Origin of the sequence: Leucobacter luti (assembly GCF_004217175.1) — a bacterium.
In the GTDB taxonomy this organism is placed as follows: Bacteria; Actinomycetota; Actinomycetes; order Actinomycetales; family Microbacteriaceae; genus Leucobacter; species Leucobacter luti.
This window is the reverse complement of sequence record NZ_SHKI01000006.1, coordinates 124,027-146,699: the sequence shown is the minus strand read 5'-3', so window position 1 is coordinate 146,699 and position 22,673 is coordinate 124,027. Positions and strand designations below refer to the sequence as shown.

The following is a 22,673-nucleotide window of genomic DNA, read 5'->3' as shown; positions in this document are numbered from 1 at the left end:
CTGCAAGCACCAGTTTGGGGTGGGGCGGTAGCCTTGCCGCATGACCCCTCGCCGCCGCCTCGCCCCCTGGCTGTGGGCCGCGGCCACCCTCGCCGCCCTCGCGGTGCTCGCGGTCAACGCCGCGCTCGGTGCGACCGTGTACGGCGTCGGGGTGGGCGACAGCCTGGCGGTCGCCCTCGTGCTCGCCGTCGCGGTGCTCACCGTGCAGCGCTTCCCGCGGCTCGCGCTCGGCCTCGTCACCGCGGGCGCGATCGGCGAGATACTCCTGGTCACCGCCACGCCGACCGCGCCGTGGCCGGTCCCCGTGGCCACGCTCCTCGCCGCGCTCATCGTCTTCGCGGTCGCGGCGCTGCGGGGGCACTGGGTGGGGGCGGCGAGCGGCACGGCGCTCATCGGGATCGTCGCTGGCGGCATCGCCTCCGGCACCGGATCCCACCTGCCCCCGGGCCCCGTGATCTCAAACCTCATCGTCACCCTCGCCCTGCTCGCCGCAGCCGTTGGCGCGGCGCTGCTCGTGCGCGCGATCCGGGCCACGCGGGGCGAGCTTGCCGCGGTCAAGGAGGTGTCCGAGCTTGAGCTCGCGCGCCGTCAGGTCGCGGAGGAGCGCACGCGGATCGCGCGCGAGATGCACGACGTCGTGGCGCACGGCATGTCAGTGATCCAGGTGCAGGCGGCAAGCGCGCGCTACCGCTACCCCGACCTCGACGCCCCCGTCGCAGACGAGTTTGACGACCTCGCGGCCACCGCTCGCACCGCGCTGGGTGAGATGCGGGCGCTGCTCGGGGTGCTCCGCGCCGATGACGACGCCGAGCAGGCACCGCAGCCGGGTCTCGCCCAGCTCCCCGAGCTCGTCGCCCGCTCGCGCGCCGAGCTCGACGATCAGCTTCCGCCGGCCGTGGGGGATCGCCTCGACCCGGTCTGCGCGCTCGCGGTGTACCGGGTGGCGCAGGAGTCGCTCGGCAACGCCGCCCGGCACGCGCCCGGCACCGCCGTCCGCGTCACGCTCGAGGCCGAGGCCACAGCCACAACCGATGCCAGTGCCGAGGTCGCCCGCACCGCCGGGCCCGAGGCCCCAGCACAGCTGCGGATCACCGTTGAGAACGCGCCGCCGACCGCGGCGTCGGCCCCGGCGGTCCTCGCTGCCGACCGGAGCGGCCACGGCATCCGCGGCATGCGGGAGCGCGTGGCGGCCCTCGGCGGCGGCCTCTGGGCGGACCACACCCCGGCCGGCGGCTTCCGGGTCGTCGCGCTCGTGCCCGTCACCCCGGGGACGCCGATCGATCCCGCACACGCGAGCATCGCACCCGCGCCGGCCGCGCCGACCACACTGACCGCACCGGTGACGCCGGCCGCGCCCACCGCCCCCGCACCACCCACCCGACCGGAGCCCCGCGCATGACCGTTTCAGTGCTCATCGTCGACGATCAGGCGATGGTCCGGGCCGGCTTCGCCGCGATCCTCGACGCCCAGCCGGACCTCACGGTCGTGGGGCAGGCAGCGGACGGCGAGGAGGCGATCGAGCTCTCGCACCGGCTCCGCCCGGACGTCGTGCTCATGGACGTCCGCATGCCCGGGAAGAACGGGCTCGAGGCCACCCGCGAGCTCATGTCGCCGCCGCCGCGCATCGACCACGTCCCCCGCGTGGTGATCCTCACCACCTTCGACATCGACGAGTACGTGCACGACGCGCTCGCGGCGGGGGCGAGCGGGTTCCTCCTCAAGGATGCGCCCCCGGCCGACCTCGTGCAGGCGGTGCGCGTGGTCGCCGCGGGCGACGCCCTGCTGGCCCCGAGCGTCACGAAGCGGCTGCTTCAGCGCTTCGCTGAGCAGCGCCCCGCCAGCGACGCGCACGCGCTGCGCCTCGCCGAGCTCACCGAGCGCGAGCGCGAGATCCTCGTGCGGATCGGCCGCGGCCTCGCCAACGCCGAGATCGCCGCCGAGCTGTTCATCGCCGAGCAGACCGTGAAGTCGCACGTGACCCGCATCTTCACGAAGCTGCACCTGCGCGACCGCGTCCAGGCGGTGATCCTCGCGTACGACGCGGGCCTGGTCTCGCCGGATCGCTAGTCGGACGGGGCCGTCCGGGAGCCGCCCCCTACCCCGGTAGGGGGTCGAATGCGCACCCCGGGGTGATGCGCAGGCCGATTCTGGCGCGGGACCGTACTTCCAGACCACTGGAAGGACCGTCACATGACCATCGTCGCCCCCACTCCGCGCAGCGCCCCCGCGCCGCGCACCGCCCGCACCGGCCGCACCGGCCGCACCGCGGCCCCCGGCTCCCGCCGCGACCCCGCGGTTGATCTCGTGCGCGCCGCGTGCCTCGTCGCGGTGGTCGCGGTGCACGCGCTCATGGTCGGCGTGAGCGTCACGGGCGACGGCGTGGTGCTCGAGAACGCGCTCGAGGCGTGGGACCTGTTCACGCCGTTCTCCTGGGTCGCGCAGATGATGCCGCTGTTCTTCATCCTCGGGGGCTTCGCCTCGGCGACCCACCTGCGGCGCGAGCGCGGGCGCGGGGTGCGCGGTCCGGAGTATGTCGCGCTCCGGCTGCGGCGGCTCCTCCCGGTGCCGCTGGCCGCCGCGGTGGCCACCACGGTCGCGCTCGCGGTGCTGGCCGCGGCCGGGCTCGACCCGGAACTCGTCGCGGAGGCGGGCTGGCGGATCAGTCAGCCGCTCTGGTTCCTGGGCGTCTACGTCCTGTGCACCGCGTTCGTGCCGCTCGCGCTGCGCGCCCACGAGCGCGCGCCGCGCCGCGCGGTCGCCGCGCTCGGCGCCGCGGTGCTCGCGGTCGACGCGATTCGGTGGGTGAGCGGCGTCGACGCGGTTGGCTGTGCAAATCTGCTGTTCGTGTGGCTGCTGGTGCAGCAGCTGGGTTTCTGGCTCGCGGACGGCCGCGCGCCGAGCCTGCGGCAGGCGGCCTGGGCCGCGGCGGGAATCGCGGGGCTCATCGTCGTCGGGGCAAGCCCGGCGAACCTGTTCGAGGCGCTCAACCCGCCCACGGCTGCGCTCGCGCTGCTCGGCGTGGTGCAGCTGGCAGCTTTCGCGGCGCTGCGGCACCGGCTCGCGGCCCGGGCCGGGCTCCCCCGGGTGCGGCGCGCCGTCGACGCGATCAACGGAACCGCGATGACGATCTACTCCTGGCACATGCCCGTGGTCGTGCTCCTCGCGGGCCTGCTGCTCGCCGCACAGTCCGCGCCCGGCGCGGCGGCGCTGCTCCCCGCTCCGCTCTCCGGCGACTGGTGGCTCGGCCGCCCCGCGTGGCTCGTCGCGGCCGGGGTCGCGGTGACGCTCGCTGTGTCGGTCGCGGGCCGCATCGAGCGCCGGCCCCGGGGCGCCGCGGGTTCCGTGCCGGCCGGGCGCCCCGGCGCCGTCTCCGCGCGCCGCGCCGCCCTCGGGGTGCTGAGCGGTGCGGGCGGCGTGCTGGTGATCCTCACCGCCACCGGAGCGCTCTGGGCCTGGGCGCTCGGCGCCGCGCTCATCGCCGCGGCGGTGTGGACGGTGTCGCCCGCCCGCTTGCGACCCGCGGACCAGATCGCGGTCGCGGGCGCCGTCGCGGCCACGGGGCCGGCCACGCGCCCGGCGCGGGGCTAGAAGGCGAAGCCGATCCCCAGCAGCACGCCGTAGGCGAGCGCCGCGAGGCTCGTGAGCTGCAGCACGAGGATCAGCTCGCGCGGGGTCTTCGCGGTGAGCACGATCAGGATGCAGGGCAGCACGAGCAGCAGCACGAACCACACGAGCAGCATCCCGGGATTGGCGAAACCGAACATCGCGGGCACCGCGAACGGGAGCAGCAGGCAGACCACGAACAGGATCCGCGAGGCCCGATCCCCGATCCGCACCGCGAGGGTGCGCTTGCCCGCGAGCCGGTCCGTGGGGATGTCGCGAATGTTGTTGACGATCAGCACGGCGACCGCGAACAGGCCCACGCCGGCACCGGCGAACCACTCCTCCTGCGTGCGCACGTCGGTCTGCAGCCAGACCGTACCCACCGTGGCCACGAGGCCGAAGAAGATGAAGACGACCACCTCGCCGAGGCCCGCGTACCCGTAGGGGCGCTTGCCGCCGGTGTAGAACCACGCGGCGATGATCGCGATCACGCCGAGCGCCAGGAACCACCACCGGCCGCTGAGCGCCACGGCCACGAGCCCGGACACGGCCGCGAGGCCGAAGAAGATGAGCGCGAGCGCGAGCACCCGCTTGGGGTTCACGAGCCCGGAGCCGGTGAGCCGGGCCGGGCCCACGCGGAACTCGTCGGTGCCGCGCACGCCGTCGGAGTAGTCGTTCGCGTAGTTGACGCCGATCTGCAGGAACACCGCGACCGCGAGCGCGAGCAGGGTGAGCGGCCACGAGAAGCCTTGCACCATGTGCGCAATCCCCGCACCCGCCGCCACGGGGGCGACCGCGAGCGGGAGGGTGCGCAACCGCGCCCCGCCCACCCAGTTGCGCCAGGTGATACGCGGCTCCGCGCCGCTGGCAACCTGCTCCGCTGCCGCTGCCCGCACGGCCGGGTTGCCCGATTTGCGGCGATCCTTTGCCTGGTTCACGACCGTTCCTCCCCTGCTGCGCGCCGCGTTTCGCGGAAGCTGTCGCGCACTCGTCCCAACCACTCGCCGAGCGCGACGAGGTCCGGTTTGCCGCCCGCGAGCCGCGGGATCTCGTCGGTCTCGGTCGCCCACTCCGGCGCTGCGGCCACGCCGAGCCGGGCGCGCACCGCCTCGCGGACGGCGTCAAAACTCGCGGCGGCCGGGTCGGCCGCGGCGTCGACGCCGGTGCCGGCCGGATCCGCGCCACGCTGCGTCTCGACGACCAGCGTGACCCGCTCGCCCCACTCCGGGTGCGGGGCGCCGAGCGCGACGGCGCTCTCCCAGCCGGGCAGCTCGCGCACCACGCGCTCGACCTCGTCGAGAGAGACGTTGATGCCGCCGGAGATCACGACCCGGTCCAGGCGGCCGGTGACGGTGAGCATGCCGCCCAACAGCTCGCCCGCGTCGCCCGTGCGGTACCAGCGCGACTCGACGCCGGCGGGGCTGACATCGGTGATGAAGCGCTCGGCGGTGAGGGCCGGATCGGCCACGTAGCCGAGCGCCAGCGCGCTGCCCCCGAGCTGCACCTCGCCGGCCCGGATGCGGACACGGGTGTCGCCGATCTCCACGCCGTCATAGACGCAGCCACCGGCGGTCTCGGTCATCCCGTAGCTGCGCTTCAGCGCGACGCCCAGCTCGTGGCAGCGCTGCCGCAGGGCCACCGAAACTGCCTGGCCGCCCACGAGCACCGCGTCGAACGCGCGCAGCACGGCCGCGGCGTCCGGATCAGCGGCGGCGAGGTCGAGCAGGCGCGACAGCTGCACCGGGACGAGCGACAGGTAGCGGCGCTCGGCCGTCATCGCCTCCACGGCCGCGAGCACGCGTGCCGGGTCGCCCGGGTCGTCAACGAAGACCGGGTCTTCCCCGGCGAGCGTGCTGCGGATGAGCAGCTGCAGGCCGGAGATGAGGTGGATCGGGAGGGCCACGAGCCACTGGCCCGGCCCGCCAAAGGCCTCGTGGGTCGCGGCCGCGCTGGCCCGCAGCGCCGCCGCGGAGAGCGCGACGGCCTTGGGGATGCCGCTCGACCCCGAGGTGCGCACCACGAGCGCGGTGCCGTCCGGGAGCGGGGCGTGCTGGAGCGCGTGCACCGCGTCCGGGTCAGTGCCCGGTGCGACGGGGAGCACGGGGGCCCCGCCGGCGAGCGCGTCCTGCAGCGCGGCCATGAGCCAGGCGCGATCCTCGGTGGGGATGGCGCGGAGTCCGTTCGGCTGTGTCACCCCACCAGGGTACTCCGTGTCAGGCGGCGCCGAGCTCGCGCGCCGCGCGGGTGAGCTCGGCGACCGCGCGCTCAACGATCGCGTCGGTCATGCGCGCGCTCGGGCCCGAGATCGACAGCGCCGCCGGCGGCACCGCGCCCGGCACGGCGACCGCGATGCACCGCACGCCGACCTCCTGCTCGCCGTCGTCGATCGCGAAGCCTCGGCGCCGCGTCTCGCGCAGGTCGGCGATCACGGCGTCCGCGCTCGGGAGCGTGGTCGGCGTGTAGGCCGGGAGCCCGGTCCGATCCAGAATCTCGCGCACCCGGCGCTCCGGCAGCGTCGCGAGCATCGCCTTGCCCACACCGCTCGCGTGCGGCAGCACGCGGCGCCCCACCTCGGTGAACATGCGCATCCTGTGCCGTGACGGGACCTGGGCCACGTAGGCGACCAGGTCGCCGTCGAGCACCGCGAGGTTGGCGGTCTCCTGCGCGATGTCCTCGAGACGGACGAGCGCGCCGCGGGCCGACTCGGCGAGCGGCGGCGTCGCGCGCTCGCCGAGGCCGATGAGGCGCGGGCCGAGCGCGTAGTCGCGGGTGTCGAGCTGCCGCGCCGCGCCGAGCTCCACGAGCGTGCGCAGCAGGCGGTGCGCGGTGGGCACGGCGAGCCCGGCCCTGGCCGCGATCTCGGCGAGCGGCAGCGCGGCGTCCGCCTCGGCCAGCACCTCGAGCACCCCGAAGGCGCGGGCGACCGACTGCACCTGCCCAGCGCCGGCGGGCACGGGAGTAGCTGCCGTGGCGGGAGCGGCGCGGGGATCCGGATTTCTCATGACTCCACGATACGGAATCGATACTCCAAAAAGCGAGCCGTCCTCCTATCGTGGGGAGCAGACCCCGCGGCGCACGGCCGCGCACGCCCGCAGCATAGGAGCTCGCATGATCAGCTACGCCTCACGCGCCGACCTCTCGGTCGCCGACCCGATCCTCGCCTTCGCGGAGGAGAGCCTCGACCGCCACGGCATCGACGCCGAGGCGTTCTGGGCCGGCGTGAGCGCGATCGTGCACGAGCTGTCACCGCGGAACGCCCGGCTGCTGCAGACCCGCGACGAGCTGCAGGCGCGGATCGACGCCCACCATCGCGCGCACCCCGGGGTGCCGGATCCCGAGGCGTACCGGGCGTTCCTCACCGAGATCGGGTACCTCCGGCCCGCACCGGAGGCCGTGCGGGTGACCACCGCCGACGTGGCGCCCGAGATCGCCACGCTCGCCGGCCCGCAGCTCGTGGTGCCCATCCTCAACGCGCGCTTCGCCCTCAACGCGGTGAACGCCCGCTGGGGATCGCTCTACGACGCGCTCTACGGCACCGACGCGATCCCGCAGGAGGGCGCGCTCGCGCCGGGCACGGGTTACAACGCCGAGCGCGGTGCCGCCGTGATCGCCCGCGGGCGCGAACTACTCGACACGATCGCGCCGCTCGTGGTGCGCGAGGGCATCACGATCGGCGCGGACCCCGTCCCCGCGGAGAACGCCCCGGCCTCACACGCCGACGCGACCGGCTACACGGTGGTCGACGGGGAACTCCGCGTCGAGCTGTCGGGCCTCGCAGCCGCCGGACTCGCCGACCCCGCCGGGTTCGTCGGCTACACCGGTACGGCCGATGCCCCGAACTCGCTGCTCCTCGTACACCACGGCATCCACGCGGAGATCGTCATCGATCCGGCCGGCTCGATCGGATCGCGCGACGCCGCCGGGGTGCAAGACATCGTGCTCGAGGCGGCCCTCACCACGATCATGGACCTTGAGGATTCAGTCGCCGCCGTCGACGCCGAGGACAAGGCGCTCGGCTACCGGAACTGGCGCGGGCTCATGGCGGGCACCCTCACGGAGCAGGTTACGAAGGGCGGCGCGAGCTTCACCCGCTCGATGGCCCCGGATCGGCGCTACACGGGGCCGAGCGGCGGCGAGGTCACGCTGCCCGGCCGCTCGGTGCTGTTCGTCCGCAACGTGGGCCACCTCATGCTGGGCGACTCGATCCTCGACCGCGACGGCGCGGAGACCCCCGAGGGGATCGTCGACGCGATCATGACGGCGCTCGGCTCGCTCGACGATCTCCGCGGCGCCCTCGCGAACTCGCGCACCCCCTCGATGTACATCGTGAAGCCAAAGATGCACGGGCCAGACGAGGCCGCGTTCACGGCCGAGCTATTCGGCCGGGTAGAGGAGCTGCTCGGCCTCCCCCTCGGCACCCTCAAGATCGGGATCATGGACGAGGAGCGCCGCACGTCGGCAAACCTCGCGGCCTCGATCGCGGCCGCCGCCGACCGGGTCGCGTTCATCAACACCGGCTTCCTCGACCGCACCGGCGACGAGATCCACACCTCCATGCACGCCGGCCCGTTCCTGCCCAAGGCCGCGATCCGCACCGCGCCCTGGCTCGGCGCCTATGAGGCGCGCAACGTGACGACCGGCGTCGCCTGCGGGCTCGACGGCCACGCCCAGATCGGCAAGGGGATGTGGGCGATGCCGGATCTCATGGGTGCGATGCTGGAGCAGAAGATCGGGCACGTGCGTGCCGGGGCCTCGACGGCGTGGGTGCCGTCGCCGACCGCCGCGACGCTGCACGCGATCCACTATCACCTCGTCGACGCGTTCGCGGCGCGGGCCGAGGTCACCGCCGCCGCGGCCGCGGACAGCGACTCGCTCGCCGAGCTGCTGCGCGTGCCGCTCGCGGGCGCCGACGATCTCGACCCGGCCACGGTGGCCGCCGAGCTCGAAAACAGCGCGCAGTCGATCCTCGGCTACGTGGTGCGCTGGATCGACCAGGGCGTGGGCTGCTCGAAGGTGCCGGACATTCACGACGTGGGCCTCATGGAGGATCGCGCCACGCTCCGCATCTCCGCGCAGCTGCTCGCCAACTGGCTGCTCCACGGCGTGATCACGGAGGCCGAGATCGACGCCGCGCTCGTGCGCTGCGCGGCGGTGGTCGATCGGCAGAACGCCGCGGACCCCGCCTACGAGCTGCTGCTCGGGGCCGACGGCGCCACCCCGGGCCTCGCGTTCACCGCCGCCCGCCGGCTCATCATCGAGGGCGGCGCGCAGCCGAGCGGCTACACGGAGCCGCTGCTGCACGAGCTGCGCCGCGCAAAGAAGGCGGAGCAGGCGGCGTAGGCCCGGCGGCGGCGCAGCGGCGGCGCAGGCCCGTGCCGCACCACCGCCCCCGCCGCGCTAGTAGTGGTAGGGGAACGGGCTCCAGTCCGGATCGCGCTTCTCGAGGAACGAGTCGCGCCCCTCGACCGCCTCGTCGGTGCCGTAGGCCAGGCGCGTGGTCTCGCCCGCGAAGAGCTGCTGGCCCACGATCCCATCGTCGACGGCGTTCATGGCGTACTTGAGCATCCGGATCGCGGTTGGCGACTTCCCGAGGATCGTCCGCGCCCAGGCGATGCCCGTGCGCTCAAGCTCGGCGTGCGGCACCACCTCGTTGACCGCGCCGATCTCGCGGGCGCGATCGGCCGAGTACTCCTCCGCGAGGAAGAAGATCTCGCGGGCAAACTTCTGCCCCACCTGCTTCGCAAAGTAGGCGCTGCCGTAGCCGGCGTCAAACGAGCCCACATCGGCGTCAGTCTGCTTGAACTTCGCGTGCTCGCGCGAGGCGATCGTCAGGTCGCAGATCACGTTCAGCGAGTGCCCGCCGCCCGCCGCCCAGCCGGGCACCAGCGCAATGACCACCTTCGGCATGAAGCGGATGAGGCGCTGCACCTCAAGGATGTGGAGGCGCCCCGCGCGGGCGCGCTCCTCGGGGCCCACGGCCTCCTCCGACTCCGCGTACTTGTAGCCGTCGCGGCCGCGGATGCGCTGGTCTCCGCCGGAGCAGAACGCCCAGCCGCCATCGCGCGGCGACGGCCCGTTGCCCGTGAGCAGCACCACACCGACGCGCGGGTTGACGCGCACCCGGTCGAGGGCATCGTAGAGCTCGTCGACGGTGTGCGGCCGGAACGCGTTGCGCACCTCCGGGCGGTCGAACGCGATGCGCGCGATCCGGCCGTCCACGCTGAGGTGCGCGGTGATGTCGGTGTAGCCCGCGGCACCGGGAGCGATCTCCCACTCGGCCGGATCGAAAAGCTCTGAAACCTGCTGCGTCATGCCCCCAGCCTATTCGCCGCGGCCGATCACGACACCGCGACGCCGAAGAGCAGCCCGATCAGGTACGTGGCCGCCATCGTCGCCATCCCCATCGTCACGTTGCGCAGGATCGCGGGGCGCCGGGGCGATTCGCCGAGGCCGGCGCTGATCCAGCCGGTGAGTACGAGGCCCACGACCACGCCGACCGCCGCGACCCACACCCGGTGCTCGCCGACCGGGAGCAGGATCATGAGCAGCGGGATCAGCGCGCCGGCCGTGAACGCCACGAACGACGACACCGCGGCCGCCCACGGGCTCGTGTAGTCGCTCGGGTCGATCCCGAGCTCGACCTCCGCGTGCGCGGCAAGCGCGTCGTGCGCGGTGAGTTCCTCGGCCACCTGCAGTGCCAGGCCGGAGGAGAGGCCGCGCTGCTCGTAGAACCCGGCGAGCTCGTGCAGCTCCTCCTCCGGCTGTTCCGCAAGCTCGCGGGTCTCCTTCGCGATGAGCGCGCGCTCGGTATCGCGCTGCGTGCTCACCGAGACGTACTCGCCGCCGGCCATTGAAAACGCGCCGGCCACGAGGGCGGCGAGGCCCGCGGTCACGATCGCGATCAGGTTGCCGGGCGTCGCGCCGGCAACGCCGATCACCACGCCGGCGGTCGAGACGATGCCGTCGTTTGCGCCGAGGACGCCGGCGCGCAACCAGTTGAGACGCTGGCCAACCTTCTGGTGGGGCTCGTCAGCGTGCTGCCGATTATTCTCGGGGTTCTGCGTGAGTGCCATGCCCTGAGTCTGAACCTCCCGCGCGGGGTCCGCAAGCATGGTGAGGCTGGCCTTTCTCCCAGCCTGAGGCACACAACTCCCAGCTCGGGAGACGAATCCAGCGCTCGATGCGGGGCCGGGGCTCCGCGAAACTCCGTACACTCGGGTGCATGACGCACGCCGAGCTCCCGCCCCTCGCAGCCCTGCTCGACGCGGTGCGCGTGGTGGCGATCCCCACCCGCACCCGGTTCCGCGGGATCACGGTGCGCGAGGCGGCGATCTTCGACGGCCCCGAGGGCCCGAGCGAGTTCTCCCCGTTCACCGAGTACGGGGACGCCGAGGCGGCGCAGTGGCTCGCGGCCGCGATCGACTTCGGGTGGCGGCCGCAGCCCGCGGCGCTGCGCGACCGCATCGACGTGAACGCGACCGTCCCGGCGGTCGGGCCCGCAGAGGTGGCGGGGATCCTCGCCCGGTTTCCCGGCTGCCGCACCGCGAAGGTGAAGGTCGCCGAGCGCGGCCAGACGCTCGCGGAGGACGTCGCCCGCGTGCGGGAGGTGCGCGCGCTGATGGGGCCGGACGCGCGGATCCGCGTCGACGCGAACACGGGCTGGACCGTCGATGAGGCGGTCGCGGCGCTCACCGCGCTCGCCACGTTCGACCTCGACTACGCGGAGCAGCCGTGCGCCACGGTGCCGGAGCTCGCGGCGGTGCGCGAGCGGCTCGCGGCGGCGGGGACCAGCGTGCGGATCGCGGCTGACGAGAGCGTGCGCAAGGCGAGCGACCCGCTCGCCGTGGCCCGCGCCGGGGCCGCCGACCTCATCATCGTCAAGGCGCAGCCGCTCGGCGGGGTCGCCCGGGCGCTCGACATCGTGCGCGAGGCCGGGCTCCCGGTCGTCGTGTCGAGCGCGCTCGACACGTCCGTGGGCATCGCGATGGGGGCGCAGCTTGCCGCCGCGCTCCCCGCGGGAATGCTCGCCGGCGCCTGCGGCCTCGGCACGGTCGCGCTCCTCGCGGGCGACGTCACGGCGGCGCCGCTCGTCCCGGAGCGGGGGTCGATCCCGGTGGGCCGTCCCGCGCTCTCGGACGAGCTCCTCGCGCGCTACGCGGCCGCGCCCGAGCGGGCCACCTGGTGGCGGGAGCGCGTGGCCCGGTGCCACGCGCTCCTCGCGACGCCGGGCCGCGCCTGAGCGCGCCCTTCGGTTAGACGCGCACGCGGCGGGCGCCCTCGCCGAGCGCCTCAAGCTTTGCCCACGCGATCTGCGGGTGGACGCGGCCGCCGAGGCCGCAGTCGGTCGCCGCGATCACGCGCTCCGGGCCGACCACCCGAGCGAAGCGCTCGATGCGCTGCGCCACGAGGTCGGGGTGCTCCACGAGGTTGGTCGAGTGGCCCACGACGCCCGGAACGAGGATCAGATCGTCGGGGATGAGCGCCTTCTGGTCCTCCCAGACCGCCCACTCGTGCTCGTGACGGGCGTTCGCCGCCTCGAACGAGATCTGGCCCACCTTCGCGCCGAGCACCGTCTTGAGGATGTGCTTCAGCTCGATGTCGGTGGTGTGCGGGCCGTGCCAGGAACCCCAGCAGAGGTGCAGCCGGATCTGCTCCTTCGGGAGCCCCTCGATCGCGGCGTTGATCGCGTCGACGCGGATCTGCGTGAACGCGAGGTAGTCTTCGATGCTCGGCTCCGGGTTGATCTGGTCCCAGTTCTCGGCGAGCGACGGGTCGTCGAGCTGCAGGATCAGCCCGGCGTCGGTCACGGCGCGGTACTCCTCGCGCAGGGCCGCGACCCAGGCGTCGATGTGCTCCTGCTCGCTGCCGTAGAACTCGTTCTCGATGCGGGCGGCCGAGCCGGGCGCGATCGCGGTCAGGAAGCCCGTCTCGCCCTCGGCAAGCGCCGCGTTCAGGTTGCGGGTGTCGGCGGCGATCGCGGCCTGCCCCGTGTAGCTGATCGGGCCCGTGGTCGCGGGGAACGCGGTCGCGTTCTTGCCCACGCTGATCCCGCTCTCCGGATCCTGGTACGCGGCGGAGAACTCGCTCCAGTCGCGACGGTCAGGGAACGTGGTGAGGCGCACGTTGCCGGGCTCGGAGCGGACCGGCTCCTGGCTGAAGATGTCCTTGCCGGTCAGCTCCAGGCCCGCGGTGCGCTGGAACGAGTACGTCCACCAGGCGCCGTAGTCGACCGCGTTCGACATCGCCTTGCCAAACTCGCCGTCGCCCGGCTGGGTGATCCCGGCCTCGCGCTGCCGCTCCACGACGTCGCGCACCGCCTCAGCGACAAGCGCCTCGTACTCCGGAGTCGACTGCAGCGTGAAGCCGTCGTCTGCGAAGGTGCGGGCCGCGTTCGCCTCGATGAGCGCCTGGGTGCGGGGCAGGCTGCCGGCGGTGGTGGTTTCGATACGGGTCATGCTTCGAAGCTACCGGGCGGCGCACACGGCTCCCAGTTGCGTGACGCAGGATGACGCGGCGGGCACACCGGGGGCGGCGGGCGGGTGCGCGCGGCGCTAGCCCTTGAGGCCCGGGAAGTCCTCTTCGCGCCACTCGCCCGCGGTCCGCTCCCCGGCGGCGAACGACGCCTCCTCGTGCTGGCGCAGCTCGACGCGGCGGATCTTGCCCGAGGTGGTCTTCGGCAGCTCAGCAAACTGGACCCGGCGCACCCGCATGTACGGCGGGAGGGCGACGCGAGCGTGCGCGAGGATCTCGCGGGCCGTGTCCTCGGTGGCGGGCACCCCGGCGGCGAGCGCCACGTACGCCTTCGTGACGTTCAGCCGCGTCTCGTCTGGTGCGCCGACCACGGCGGCCTCGGCCACGGCCGGGTGCTCCAGGAGGGCACTCTCCACCTCGAACGGGGACACCTTGAAGTCGCTCGACTTGAACACGTCGTCGGTGCGGCCCACAAAGGTGAGCACCCCGTCGGCGTCGCGGCGCGCCACGTCGCCGGTGTGGAACAGGCCGTCGGCGGTCGCGCGGGCGGTCGCCTCGGGGTTGCCCAGGTACTCGGTCATGAGGTTGATCGGCGCGCGGCGCGGGCTCGCCCCGTCGGTTGCGGGGTCGGCGGGCACGATCCGCAGGCAGATCTCGCCCTCCTCGACCTCGGCGCCGGTCACCGGGTCCACGAGCACGGCGTCGACGCCGGGCAGCGGCAGGCCCATCGCCCCCGGCACGATCGGGTCGCCCGGCATGTTCGCGATGAGCGCCGTCGTCTCGGTCTGGCCGTAGCCGTCACGGATCTCGAGCCCCCACCACTCGCTGATGCGCGCGATCACCTCGGGGTTGAGCGGCTCGCCGGCGGAGACGAGCTCGCGAAGGGCGTGCGGCTTGCGGTCGAGCCGGTGCTGGATCAGCATGCGCCACACGGTGGGCGGCGCGCAGAACGTGGTGACGCCGGCGCGGTCGAGCTCTGAGACGAGGAACTCGGCGTCGAAGCGACCGTAGTTGGCAACGAAAATCGTGGCGCCCACGTGCCAGGGCCCGAAGAAGCTCGACCAGGCGTGCTTGCCCCAGCCGGGTGCGCTGATCACGAGGTGGGTGTCGCCCGGGCGCACCCCGAGCCACGACATGGTGGTGAGGTGGCCCAGCGGGTAGCTGGTGTGCGAGTGGACCACGATCTTGGGGAGGCTCGTGGTGCCCGAGGTGAAGTAGATGAGCGCGGGATCCTCGCTGCGGGTGGTCTTGGGGATCCGCCCGGGGCCCGCCGCGCGCGACTCCTCGTAGTGCGCCCACTCCCAGAGCGCGGCGCGCTCGTCCTTGGTGCCCTCGGCGAGGCCGACCCCGATACCGCGGTAGCGGCCGGGCACCTCGGCGAACTTCACCGCGTCCTCCGGGGCGGCGAACACCCAGTCCACGCGGCCGCGGGCGACGCGGTCCTCAAGCTCCGCGGCGCCGAGCACCACGGAGGTGGGAAGGATCACCACGCCGAGCTTCATCGCCGCGAGCATGATCTCCCACAGCTCGACCCGGTTGCCGAGCATGAGCATCGCCACGTCGCCCTTGCGCGCGCCGGTGCCGCGCAGCCAGTTTGCGACCTGGTCGGAGCGGCGCTTCAGCTCGGCGAAGGTGAGCTTCTGCTCGGTGCCGTCTTCCTCGGCGATCCAGAGCGCAACCGTGTCGTTGTCCGCGGCGATCACGTCAAAGACGTCGTGCGCCCAGTTGAACTCTGAGCCCACATCGGGCCAGCTGAACTCGGCGCGTGCGCGCGCCGGATCGCCCGCGCAGGCGAGCAGCTGGTCGCGGGCGGCGAAGAATGCGGCGGTTGCATCGATCTGGGTCATGCGGTCTATTCTCCACCCGTGCGGCCATGGCGGCGCACCACGGCGACGAGTTGGGCCCCGAATGCCACGAGCATCGCGCCCGCGAGGATGAACGCGGCGACGCCCCGCGCGTTGCCGCTCGGCATCGGGCCGACCACCCACCAGAACACGACGCACTGCGCGATGAGCAGCACGGGGAGCGCGCCGAACGCGATCAGCCCGAGCCCGAGGCTCGGGGGCCGGCGGCGCAGCAGGGCGGCCACGGCGGTGCCAACGCAGGCGGCGAGCAGGGCGCCCGTGAACCACATCATCGCGGCGAACGGCAGGTCGTACTCGGCGGCGGCCCGCTGCGCCGCGCCCGCCTCAACCCCGGCGAAGGTGCCGGGCGCGAAGTCGAGGCGCGCACCCAGATCGGTGAACCCGCCGATCTGCAGCTCGTACGATCCGAGCGTCGCGTTCACCTCGGGCGAGACCTCGAACTCGCCGCCCTCGCCGAGCACGTCGACCTCACGCGACTCGACCGCGTCGGCGTCAAACGTGACCACGAGTGCCCCATCCTCCCGCACCGTCTCGGACCCGACCCGCAGCTCACGCCGCTGCCCGGCATCGTCGTACGTGGCCATCTCCGCAACCCAGGGCACCACCGTGTTGCCGTCGGCGTCGGGGATCTGCGGGAGCTCACGATCGGAGTCGATCCACCCGCCGCCGCGCAGCTCGGCCGCGAGGTCCGGGGCGACCGTGAGCTCGATGCGGAGCGGGCGCACGGGGGCGGATCCGTCGTACGGGTTGTTGGGGTTCGTGTAGTACTCGTCGTCCCAGGTGTCGAGCCACGCGGCCCAGCGCACCTGCTCGGCGGCGGCGGTGGGCCCCGCGTCAACCGCGGCGCTCGCGAGCGTGTAGCGCACCTCGACCTCGTGCGCTCCGGAGAGCGCCTCGGTGAGCTGGGTCACCGCGACCGCGCTGCGCGGCTGCGGCAGCTCCCGCACGGGCACCTCCGCGCCGTCGATGCTGAAGGAGTCGAGGGCGAAGCCCAGATCCTGCCCGAGATAGCTCGTACGCCACTCGCGCGCCACCTGGGGCACCCGCGCGGAGTCCGCGGCGAACACGACGTCCAGCTGCTCGGTCACCGCCAGGCGCGCGGCCCCGGACGCGTCGCGGCTGAGCTCCGCGCGCACGTCGAAGCCGGAGACCTCGACGGCGAGGGTGCCCGGCAGGTTGCTCGCGTCCTCGCTGAAGTGCGTGGTCGGCTCGTAGGGTGGCGGCACCGTGGCCACCGTCACGATCGCCCCGGCGAGCACCGCGAGCGCGGCGGCGAACGAGAGCATCCCGGGCAGCGACAGGAACCGGTCCCCGCGCCAGCCAGCGGCGATCGCCGGGCTCCCGGCCTCGCGGATCGCGAGCGCGGCGACCCGCTGCCCGGCGCGGCGCGGCCGCTCGAACAGCAGGGCGAACGGCAACAGCGGGTCGTCGAGCGGCCCGCGCTCCGTCAGCCGGGTCGCCCGCGCAAACACGTGCGCGCCTTTGAGCTGCTGCACCGCGAGCGCGCCCCGCCGGGTGAGCGGGCGGGGCCGGTGCACGAGCACGAGCGTGGCGAGCGCGAGCGCCGTCGAGGCCACGACGAAGGCGGCCGGCCACCACACGACCGTCAGAATCACCTGCTCGGACAGCTGCCGCAGCACGCCCCACTGCAGCAGCGTGATCGCGATCGGCGCGAAGACGAAGAAGTCGCGCACGTAGCTGTCCGGCACCCAGCGCAGCCCGCGCTCGACCGCCTCGTCCGGGGCGCGCCAGCGGCGGGCGGCGGCGCGCACCGCGGGCAGGTTGCCCCAGCGTCCCGCACGCCGCCCGGCGCGCGCGAGCCGCGCCAGCCAGGGCTCGCGCGGCGCGCGCTTGGTGGGCGGCGCGGCGAGCTCGGCCACCAGCTCCGCGTGCCCGGTCTTCCCCAGCAGAGCGGCCGCGAGCTCGGGCGAGAGCCCCTCCGGCGGTTCGCTGCGCGCCAGGTACCACGGCTCCCCCGCGCTGTCGGCCCACACGACGCGGCGCGCGGCCGCGGCGAACAGCGCGAGCGCCGCGAGCACGACGAGGGGCAGCAGCGGGCCGTAGCTCTGCCACCAGAACAGCGCCGTGGTGGGCGGCTGCGCGAAGGTGCCCGGTTCGAAGCTCGCGCGGATCACGATGTCCGGGTAGGGCGGGAGCCCCTGGTCGTTGGTGAAGCTGTAGCGCACGTCGGCTGCATCGCCGGATCCGGCACTCTCGTCGGCCCCCACCCCGTCGCCCGCGCCTTCCCCGTCGCCCGCCCCGACGGCCTCGGGTTCGAGCCACTCGGTCGCGCTCGCGATCAGCCAGCCGACGTACGCCTGCGGCTGGCGGATCAGCGCGGCGTCGAGCTCGGCCGGGAGCGTGAGCGACACCTCGATTCCACGGGTGGCCTGCGGCCACAGCTGCCCGAACACAGGCCAGTTCAAGGCGTCGACCGGCTGGCCTGTGGCGTCGTCAACCTCGGCGGTGATCAGGTGGTGCAGCTCGTACGACACCGCGATGTTGTGCGTGCCGGCGAACTCCGTGCCGGTGGGCGGCGTGATCCTGATCGTGGTGGTGGTCGCCGCGCGCACGAGCTCTGCGGTGGCCGGTGTTCCGTCGACCAGCACCTCCCCGAGCTCGAACTCCGCGTCGTGGCCCTGAAACTCGGTGACGAGCACGCGCTCGACGCTCGGCTCTGGCCCGTTCCTGAAGTCGGCGGTGTAGCGCTCCGCGATCTCAGCCGCGAAGCCGCCGTCGGCGCCCCGTGTGACCGCGTAATCGACGCTCACGTCGCGCGCCACCCAGTCGACCTCGTCCACCTCGGCCGCGGCGATCACCGCGTCGAAGTCGTGCGGCTTGTTGATGATCGGCCCGAACAGCAGGAACAGGCCGACCGCGCCGAGCAGCGCCCAGAGGAACCGCAGCGCGGTGCGCGCCGACGCGTCGCCGCGGGCCCGCAGCCGGGCCTCGACCGCCGTGAGGATCCGCGCCAGCCACCGGAACAGCGGCGTGTGCGCGGGCACCGGGTCCGGGATCCGGCCGGAGTTCAGCAGCTCGGGATCGCTCCCCGCGAGGTCGAAGAAGTCGGGGCCGGGCAGCCCGCGCCGTGCCGGTCTCGCGTCTTTGCTCATGCTCCAGATTCCCCCGAACCGTGTGCCCCGCGCCGGGTGCGCCGGGGCTGGTGCGCCGCTAGCTGTGGAAGACCGTGTGCAGCTGCGGATCGTTCAGCGCCGCGCGGCCGCCGAGGTCATCGATCTCGAACAGCACAGAGGTGCCGGCGACCTCGTAACCGAGCTCCGCCATCAGCGCGTGCGCCGCGATGAGCGTGCCGCCCGTAGCGAGCACGTCGTCGATGAGCAGCACGCGGGAGCCGCGCGGGAAGTCGGCGTGCGCCTCGACGACCGCCACCCCGTACTCGAGCGCGTAGTCGACCTTCGCCGCCGGGCGGGGCAGCTTCCCCGCCTTGCGGATCGGCATCAGGCCGGCGCCGCTCGCGTACGCCGCGGCGCTCGCGAACAGGAAGCCGCGGGCCTCCAGACCGGCGACCACGTCGAAGGTGCCGGCGAAGGGGGCGATCAGCGCGTCGACGGTGGCCCGGAACGCGGGGCCGTCGGCGATCAGCGGGGTGATGTCGCGAAACAGGATCCCGGCCGCCGGGTAGTCGGGCACCTCGAGGATGAGGGACTCCGCGCGCTCAAGCGCCGCCCGATCGGGCGCGGACGGGTGGCTGGCGGGGGTCGCATCGTTCTCAAGCACGATGACCAGGGTACCCTGCCGCGGCGGCGCGGGCGCGGGCCCCACACGCCCGGGATCCCCACCCGAATTTTCGTTTTCGAATCGGCTCGTGTAATGTTTCTCTGGTTGGGAAACCAACGGGCGCCCCTAGCTCAGCTGGATAGAGCATCTGACTACGGATCAGAAGGTCGGGGGTTCGAATCCCTCGGGGCGCACCGCAAGACCCTCACTCTTTCGAGAGTGAGGGTCTTTTTGTGTGTGCGGGCTTACTTAAGCCGCCGCAGCCGCGACCGCCGGTCGGCGCGGCCGATCCCCAGCGCGACCGCGCCGGCGAGCGCGAGCGCCGCCCCGGACGCTCCGAGCCACAGCGCCGCATCGTCCGCGGCACCCGTGCGCGACAGGGCCGAGTTCGACGGCGGGGTGGGCGTGGGCGGTGTCGGCGACGGGTTCGGCGGGGTGGGCGTGGGCGTCGGCGTCGGCGTCGGCGTGGGCCCTGGCACGACCGTGCGCGTGGCGCACACCCCGGCCGCGGCGCAGGTTCCTGACGCCCCCGGCACGACCAGGTTCTTGAGCGTGCGATCCGCCGCGTCAGCCGAGACGGTCACCGAGTAGGTGATCGTAATCTGCTCGCCGACGTCGAGTGCGCCCTCCCACCGCAGGGTGTCGGTGTCGAACGTGGCTCCCCGCGTGGCGTCGTCGTTGTACGCGGCGTCGTCGAGCACGTCGCTCAGATCGTCCGTGAACGATGCGGGGTGCTCCGCGGTGAACGCGACGGGCCCGGTGTTCGTGACCGTGACCGTGTACGCCACCCGGTCGCCCGCCGACGCCGACGCACGGTCCACCGCCTTCTCGACCGTGAACGACGGGATCTCGGTCACGGCAACGCAGGCGTCTGCGCAGGCGCCACCCGAGCCGGGGACCACCGCGTTGGTGAGCACGTGGTCGCCGGTGTCTGGATCGTCAACGGTCACGCTGTAGGTGAGCCGCACCGTTTCCCCGACGGGCACCTCGACGTCCCAGACCAGCACGTTGCCGCTGAGCGCGGCAGCCGGGCTCGCGTCGTCGTTGTACGTGGCGTCGTCGAGCACCGCGCTGAGGTCGTCGGAGACGCTGGCCGGGGTATCCCGGGTGAAGTCGGTGGCCCCGGTGTTCGTGACGAGAATGGTGTAGGTCACCACCTCCCCGACCTCCGCCTCCGTCACGTCGACGGACTTCGACACGTCGAACTCGGCGATCTCCGTGTCGGCCTCGCAGACGGTTTCGCTCACGCAGGTGCCGTCCCCGGTGGGGACCACAGTGTTGACGAGTTCGTGATCACCGGATCCGGCCGCCGCCACGGTGACCGAGTACCTGATGAGCACCGTCTCGCCCACGGCGAGCGGCCCCGACCAGCTCAGGAGCTCACCCGTGAGGGTGGCGCCCCCCGTCACGTCTCCGTTGTAGGTGGCGTCGCGCAGCACATCGGTCAGGTCGTCCTCGAAGCCCGCCGGCGACTCGCTCGTGTAGTCGACCGCACCAGTGTTTTCAACGGCGATCACGTAGCTCACCGAATCGCCGACGCGGGCGACGCGCGTCAGTACCGACTTGCTCACGACGAACGAGGAGACCGGAGTGTCAGTGCCGCAGCTGGCCTCGGTCTCGCAGACCCCGTCCGGGCCCGGGAGCACAGCGTTGCGCAGGTGCAGATCACCGCTTCGCGGGGCGTTCACCGTGACCGAGTAGGTGACGGTGAGCTCCGCCCCCACGCCCAGGGCACCCGCCCAGCTGAGCAGAGTGCCGTCGACCACGGCGCCCGCTGACGCGTCGCCGTTGTACTGCGCATCGTCGAGCACGTCCGAGAGGTCATCGGTGAACGAGGCCGGATCGTCGGCGGTGAACGCGACACCGCCCACGTTGCGCACCGTCACGGTGTACGCGACGACGCCGCCGAGGCGGGTGCTGGGCGGTCCGGCCGTCTTGGCGACCGTGAACGCCCGCACCAGCGTCTCCGTGGTGCAGTTCTCAGCGCTCAAGCACTGCCCGTCGTCGCCGGGCACCACGGCGTTCCTGAGCGTGCCGTCGCCGGTGGGCGGAGCGTTGATCGTCACGGAGTAAGTGATGGTCGCCTGCGCCCCCACGTCGAGCGGGCCGGCCCAGGAGATGGTCTGCGCCGCGGAGTCGTACACCGCGCCGAGGCTGGCGTCATCGTTGTACGTGGCATCGTCAAGCACGCCCGCCAGCGAGTCGCTGAAGCTCGCGGGCGCCTCCGCGGTATATGCGGTCTCCCCGGTGTTCACGACGCTCACGGTGTACGTGACCCGATCGCCCGGCGAGGCGCTCGTCCTAGACGCAGACTTGGTCACGGCGTAGGCCGAGCCTGGCACGAGGGGGCACGAGGAGGCCGCGCTCGAATTGTTCGAGTCGTCTGGATCGCTCTCGGAGCCGACGACCACCGCGGTGTTGTTGACGCACGCGGTCTCGGTGGCGCTCGTGGTCCCCTGCAGCTCGATGGTGAGGCTCGCCCCCGGCTCAAGCGCCCCGGTTTCGCAGCGGAGGACGCTCCCATCGACCTCGCAGCCCGGGGTGGCAGACCTGACGCCAGTGAGCTCGGGCGGAATGCTGTCGGTCACGACCGCGCCCGAGGACGATCCGGGGCCGTTGTTGGTGAGGGTCAGCTCGTACGCGATCCCCTCGCCCGGCGTGAACGTCGCCGGCGCCGTCTTCACGAGCGACAGGTCAGCCGGAGGCGGCGGGCAGGTCTCGTTCGTCCCCGTGTTGTTCGCGGGGTTTGGATCAGACTCGTTGCCGAGCACCGTCGCGCCGTTGGTGATGCACGCGGTTGCCGTGCTCGACGTGGTGCCTGTGATGGTGACCGTGCTCGTGGCACCCGACGCGAGCGGGCCCCCCGCGCAGTTGAGCACGCTCGCCTCGATCGTGCAGCCCGCGGTGCTGGTCGCCGGATTGAGCACCCCCTCCGGAAGCGGGTCGGAGATGACGTACCCGCTCGAGGCGCCCGGACCCTGGTTCGTGACCGTGAGCGTGTACGTGATGTCGCCGCCGGGCGTGTACACCGGGTTCGTCGACTTCACCAGCGACAGGTCCGCCGCCTCGCCGCGGTACGAGGCGCCATCGTTGTTCACGCTCGCCGGCCCGTTGATCCGGGAGACCACGGCGAAGGTCGGCGTCGCCGTCGTGCCGCCCGTGACGCTGATCTGCGTGATCCGGCCGGTGACGTTGTTCGAGATGCCGAGGTTGCCGTTGCCGTACACCCACTGCGCGCCGAACGGGTTGGTGCCCACGCCCAGCCCCGCGAGCGACCAGGATGAGACCGCCCCCGTGGCCGGGTTGATCCGGTACATCGTCTGCCCCTCGCCGTATACGCCCCAGATGGCGCCGTCGAAGAACACGATGTCCGAGAGGTTTGGCACCTGCTGGTTCAGCGTCAGCCGCGTCGCGGTCTGGGTCGCGACGTTGACCAGGTAAACCGCGGCGCTCGCCTTCGAGTCGCGCACGAAGAGGGTTGCAGCGAAATCTCCCTGCCCGAATGTCGCCTGGTTGTAGTCGAGGACCGGCAGGCCCGCCACGGGACCGAGCACGGTCACCGCGCCCTGCTGCCCAATCCGGATGAGCCGGTTGTTGTCTGGCTGCAGCATGCCGTAGAGGTACATGTCTGCTTCGTTGAAGGAGATCGCGTTGTAGCGACGCCCCGACGCCGGCCCCTCGGGGGCAAACGAGATGTTCCCGTCGTCAGATTGCACCGCCTCATACAGGCGAGTGTTCGTGGCCCCCTGCGCCACGAACACGAGGCCGCGCCCAGCGGGGAACGGGTCGCCCGCCGCCGCCTGCGCGGTAGGCGCCGTCACGGTGAGGCTCATCGCCCCGAGTACCAGGGCGAGGCCCGCGGAAACGAGGAGACGCGCGCTGCGGCGCGGTGGGCTGGCTGGACTGGCGTGGGGTGCGGCGTGGACCGATCTCATCATCTGAACTCTCGTTTGGCAGAACCACCGTCGCCACGGTGCGCCAACGTGGGTGCTGCCC

General features: G+C 73.0%; 15 protein-coding genes and 1 tRNA gene. 6 read left to right on the top strand and 10 right to left on the bottom strand.

The features are described from left to right. Positions 1-40 precede the first annotated feature (40 nt). The 3 genes from EV139_RS12075 (at position 41) to EV139_RS12065 (ending at position 3,588) form a co-directional block, all read left to right on the top strand. Positions 41-1,399, top strand: a complete 1,359-nt coding sequence (locus tag EV139_RS12075; RefSeq protein WP_130454600.1) for a sensor histidine kinase — start codon at positions 41-43, stop codon at positions 1,397-1,399. Continuing rightward, positions 1,396-2,067, top strand: a complete 672-nt coding sequence (locus EV139_RS12070) for a response regulator (RefSeq protein ID WP_130454599.1) — start codon at positions 1,396-1,398, stop codon at positions 2,065-2,067. Before EV139_RS12075 ends, EV139_RS12070 begins: the two co-directional genes overlap by 4 nt. 123 nt (positions 2,068-2,190) lie before the next feature. Next, a complete protein-coding gene (locus EV139_RS12065) occupies positions 2,191-3,588 on the top strand; it encodes an acyltransferase family protein (protein ID WP_130454598.1) in 1,398 nt (465 codons plus the stop codon). Here the strand turns inward: EV139_RS12065 and EV139_RS12060 are convergent. From EV139_RS12060 to EV139_RS12050, 3 genes are read right to left on the bottom strand one after another with little or no spacing between them, the layout of a single operon-like run. Further along, a complete protein-coding gene (locus EV139_RS12060) occupies positions 3,585-4,541 on the bottom strand; it encodes a 1,4-dihydroxy-2-naphthoate polyprenyltransferase (protein ID WP_130454597.1) in 957 nt (318 codons plus the stop codon). The two genes, EV139_RS12065 and EV139_RS12060, sit on opposite strands and share 4 nt — an antisense overlap. After that, positions 4,538-5,797 (bottom strand): AMP-binding protein, encoded by a 1,260-nt coding sequence (locus EV139_RS12055; RefSeq protein WP_241989047.1) that lies wholly within the window; start codon positions 5,795-5,797, stop codon positions 4,538-4,540. Before EV139_RS12055 ends, EV139_RS12060 begins: the two co-directional genes overlap by 4 nt. Before the next feature lie 19 nt (positions 5,798-5,816). Beyond that, positions 5,817-6,605 (bottom strand): IclR family transcriptional regulator, encoded by a 789-nt coding sequence (locus EV139_RS12050; RefSeq protein ID WP_130454596.1) that lies wholly within the window; start codon positions 6,603-6,605, stop codon positions 5,817-5,819. A gap of 106 nt (positions 6,606-6,711) precedes the next feature. Here EV139_RS12050 and EV139_RS12045 point away from each other — a divergent pair, with 106 nt between their 5' ends. Further along, on the top strand, positions 6,712-8,943 hold the full coding sequence (locus tag EV139_RS12045; RefSeq protein ID WP_130454595.1) for a malate synthase G: 2,232 nt from the start codon (positions 6,712-6,714) through the stop codon (positions 8,941-8,943). 57 nt (positions 8,944-9,000) lie between these two features. On the opposite strand, the gene EV139_RS12040 is transcribed toward EV139_RS12045, so the two are convergent. Together EV139_RS12040 and EV139_RS12035 are read right to left on the bottom strand one after the other, a co-directional pair. Continuing rightward, positions 9,001-9,915, bottom strand: coding sequence for a 1,4-dihydroxy-2-naphthoyl-CoA synthase (locus tag EV139_RS12040; protein ID WP_130454594.1), 915 nt, complete (start codon positions 9,913-9,915; stop codon positions 9,001-9,003). A 26-nt stretch (positions 9,916-9,941) separates the two neighbouring features. Further along, positions 9,942-10,676, bottom strand: a complete 735-nt coding sequence (locus tag EV139_RS12035) for a VIT1/CCC1 transporter family protein (RefSeq protein ID WP_130454593.1) — start codon at positions 10,674-10,676, stop codon at positions 9,942-9,944. Between the two features lie 149 nt (positions 10,677-10,825). Here EV139_RS12035 and EV139_RS12030 point away from each other — a divergent pair, with 149 nt between their 5' ends. Continuing rightward, on the top strand, positions 10,826-11,842 hold the full coding sequence (locus tag EV139_RS12030; RefSeq protein ID WP_130454592.1) for an o-succinylbenzoate synthase: 1,017 nt from the start codon (positions 10,826-10,828) through the stop codon (positions 11,840-11,842). 13 nt (positions 11,843-11,855) lie between these two features. Here the strand turns inward: EV139_RS12030 and EV139_RS12025 are convergent, their stop codons facing one another. The 4 genes from EV139_RS12025 to EV139_RS12010 form a co-directional block, all read right to left on the bottom strand. After that, positions 11,856-13,058, bottom strand: a complete 1,203-nt coding sequence (locus tag EV139_RS12025) for a cobalamin-independent methionine synthase II family protein (RefSeq protein ID WP_130454591.1) — start codon at positions 13,056-13,058, stop codon at positions 11,856-11,858. 96 nt (positions 13,059-13,154) lie between these two features. Next, complete coding sequence (locus EV139_RS12020; protein WP_130454590.1) at positions 13,155-14,921, bottom strand: AMP-binding protein; 1,767 nt, start codon at positions 14,919-14,921, stop codon at positions 13,155-13,157. A 5-nt stretch (positions 14,922-14,926) separates the two neighbouring features. Continuing rightward, on the bottom strand, positions 14,927-18,052 hold the full coding sequence (locus EV139_RS12015; protein WP_130454589.1) for a DUF2207 domain-containing protein: 3,126 nt from the start codon (positions 18,050-18,052) through the stop codon (positions 14,927-14,929). A 58-nt stretch (positions 18,053-18,110) separates the two neighbouring features. Next, positions 18,111-18,677 carry an adenine phosphoribosyltransferase gene (locus EV139_RS12010; protein WP_130454588.1) on the bottom strand — a complete coding sequence of 189 codons (567 nt, stop codon included), beginning with the start codon at positions 18,675-18,677 and terminating at the stop codon, positions 18,111-18,113. A 120-nt stretch (positions 18,678-18,797) separates the two neighbouring features. Between EV139_RS12010 and EV139_RS12005 the strand changes: the two genes are divergently transcribed. Continuing rightward, positions 18,798-18,871: transfer RNA gene (locus tag EV139_RS12005), tRNA-Arg, on the top strand. 51 nt (positions 18,872-18,922) lie between these two features. Here EV139_RS12005 and EV139_RS12000 read toward each other — a convergent pair. Further along, on the bottom strand, positions 18,923-22,498 hold the full coding sequence (locus EV139_RS12000; protein ID WP_198677559.1) for a DUF11 domain-containing protein: 3,576 nt from the start codon (positions 22,496-22,498) through the stop codon (positions 18,923-18,925). Positions 22,499-22,673: the final 175 nt, after the last annotated feature.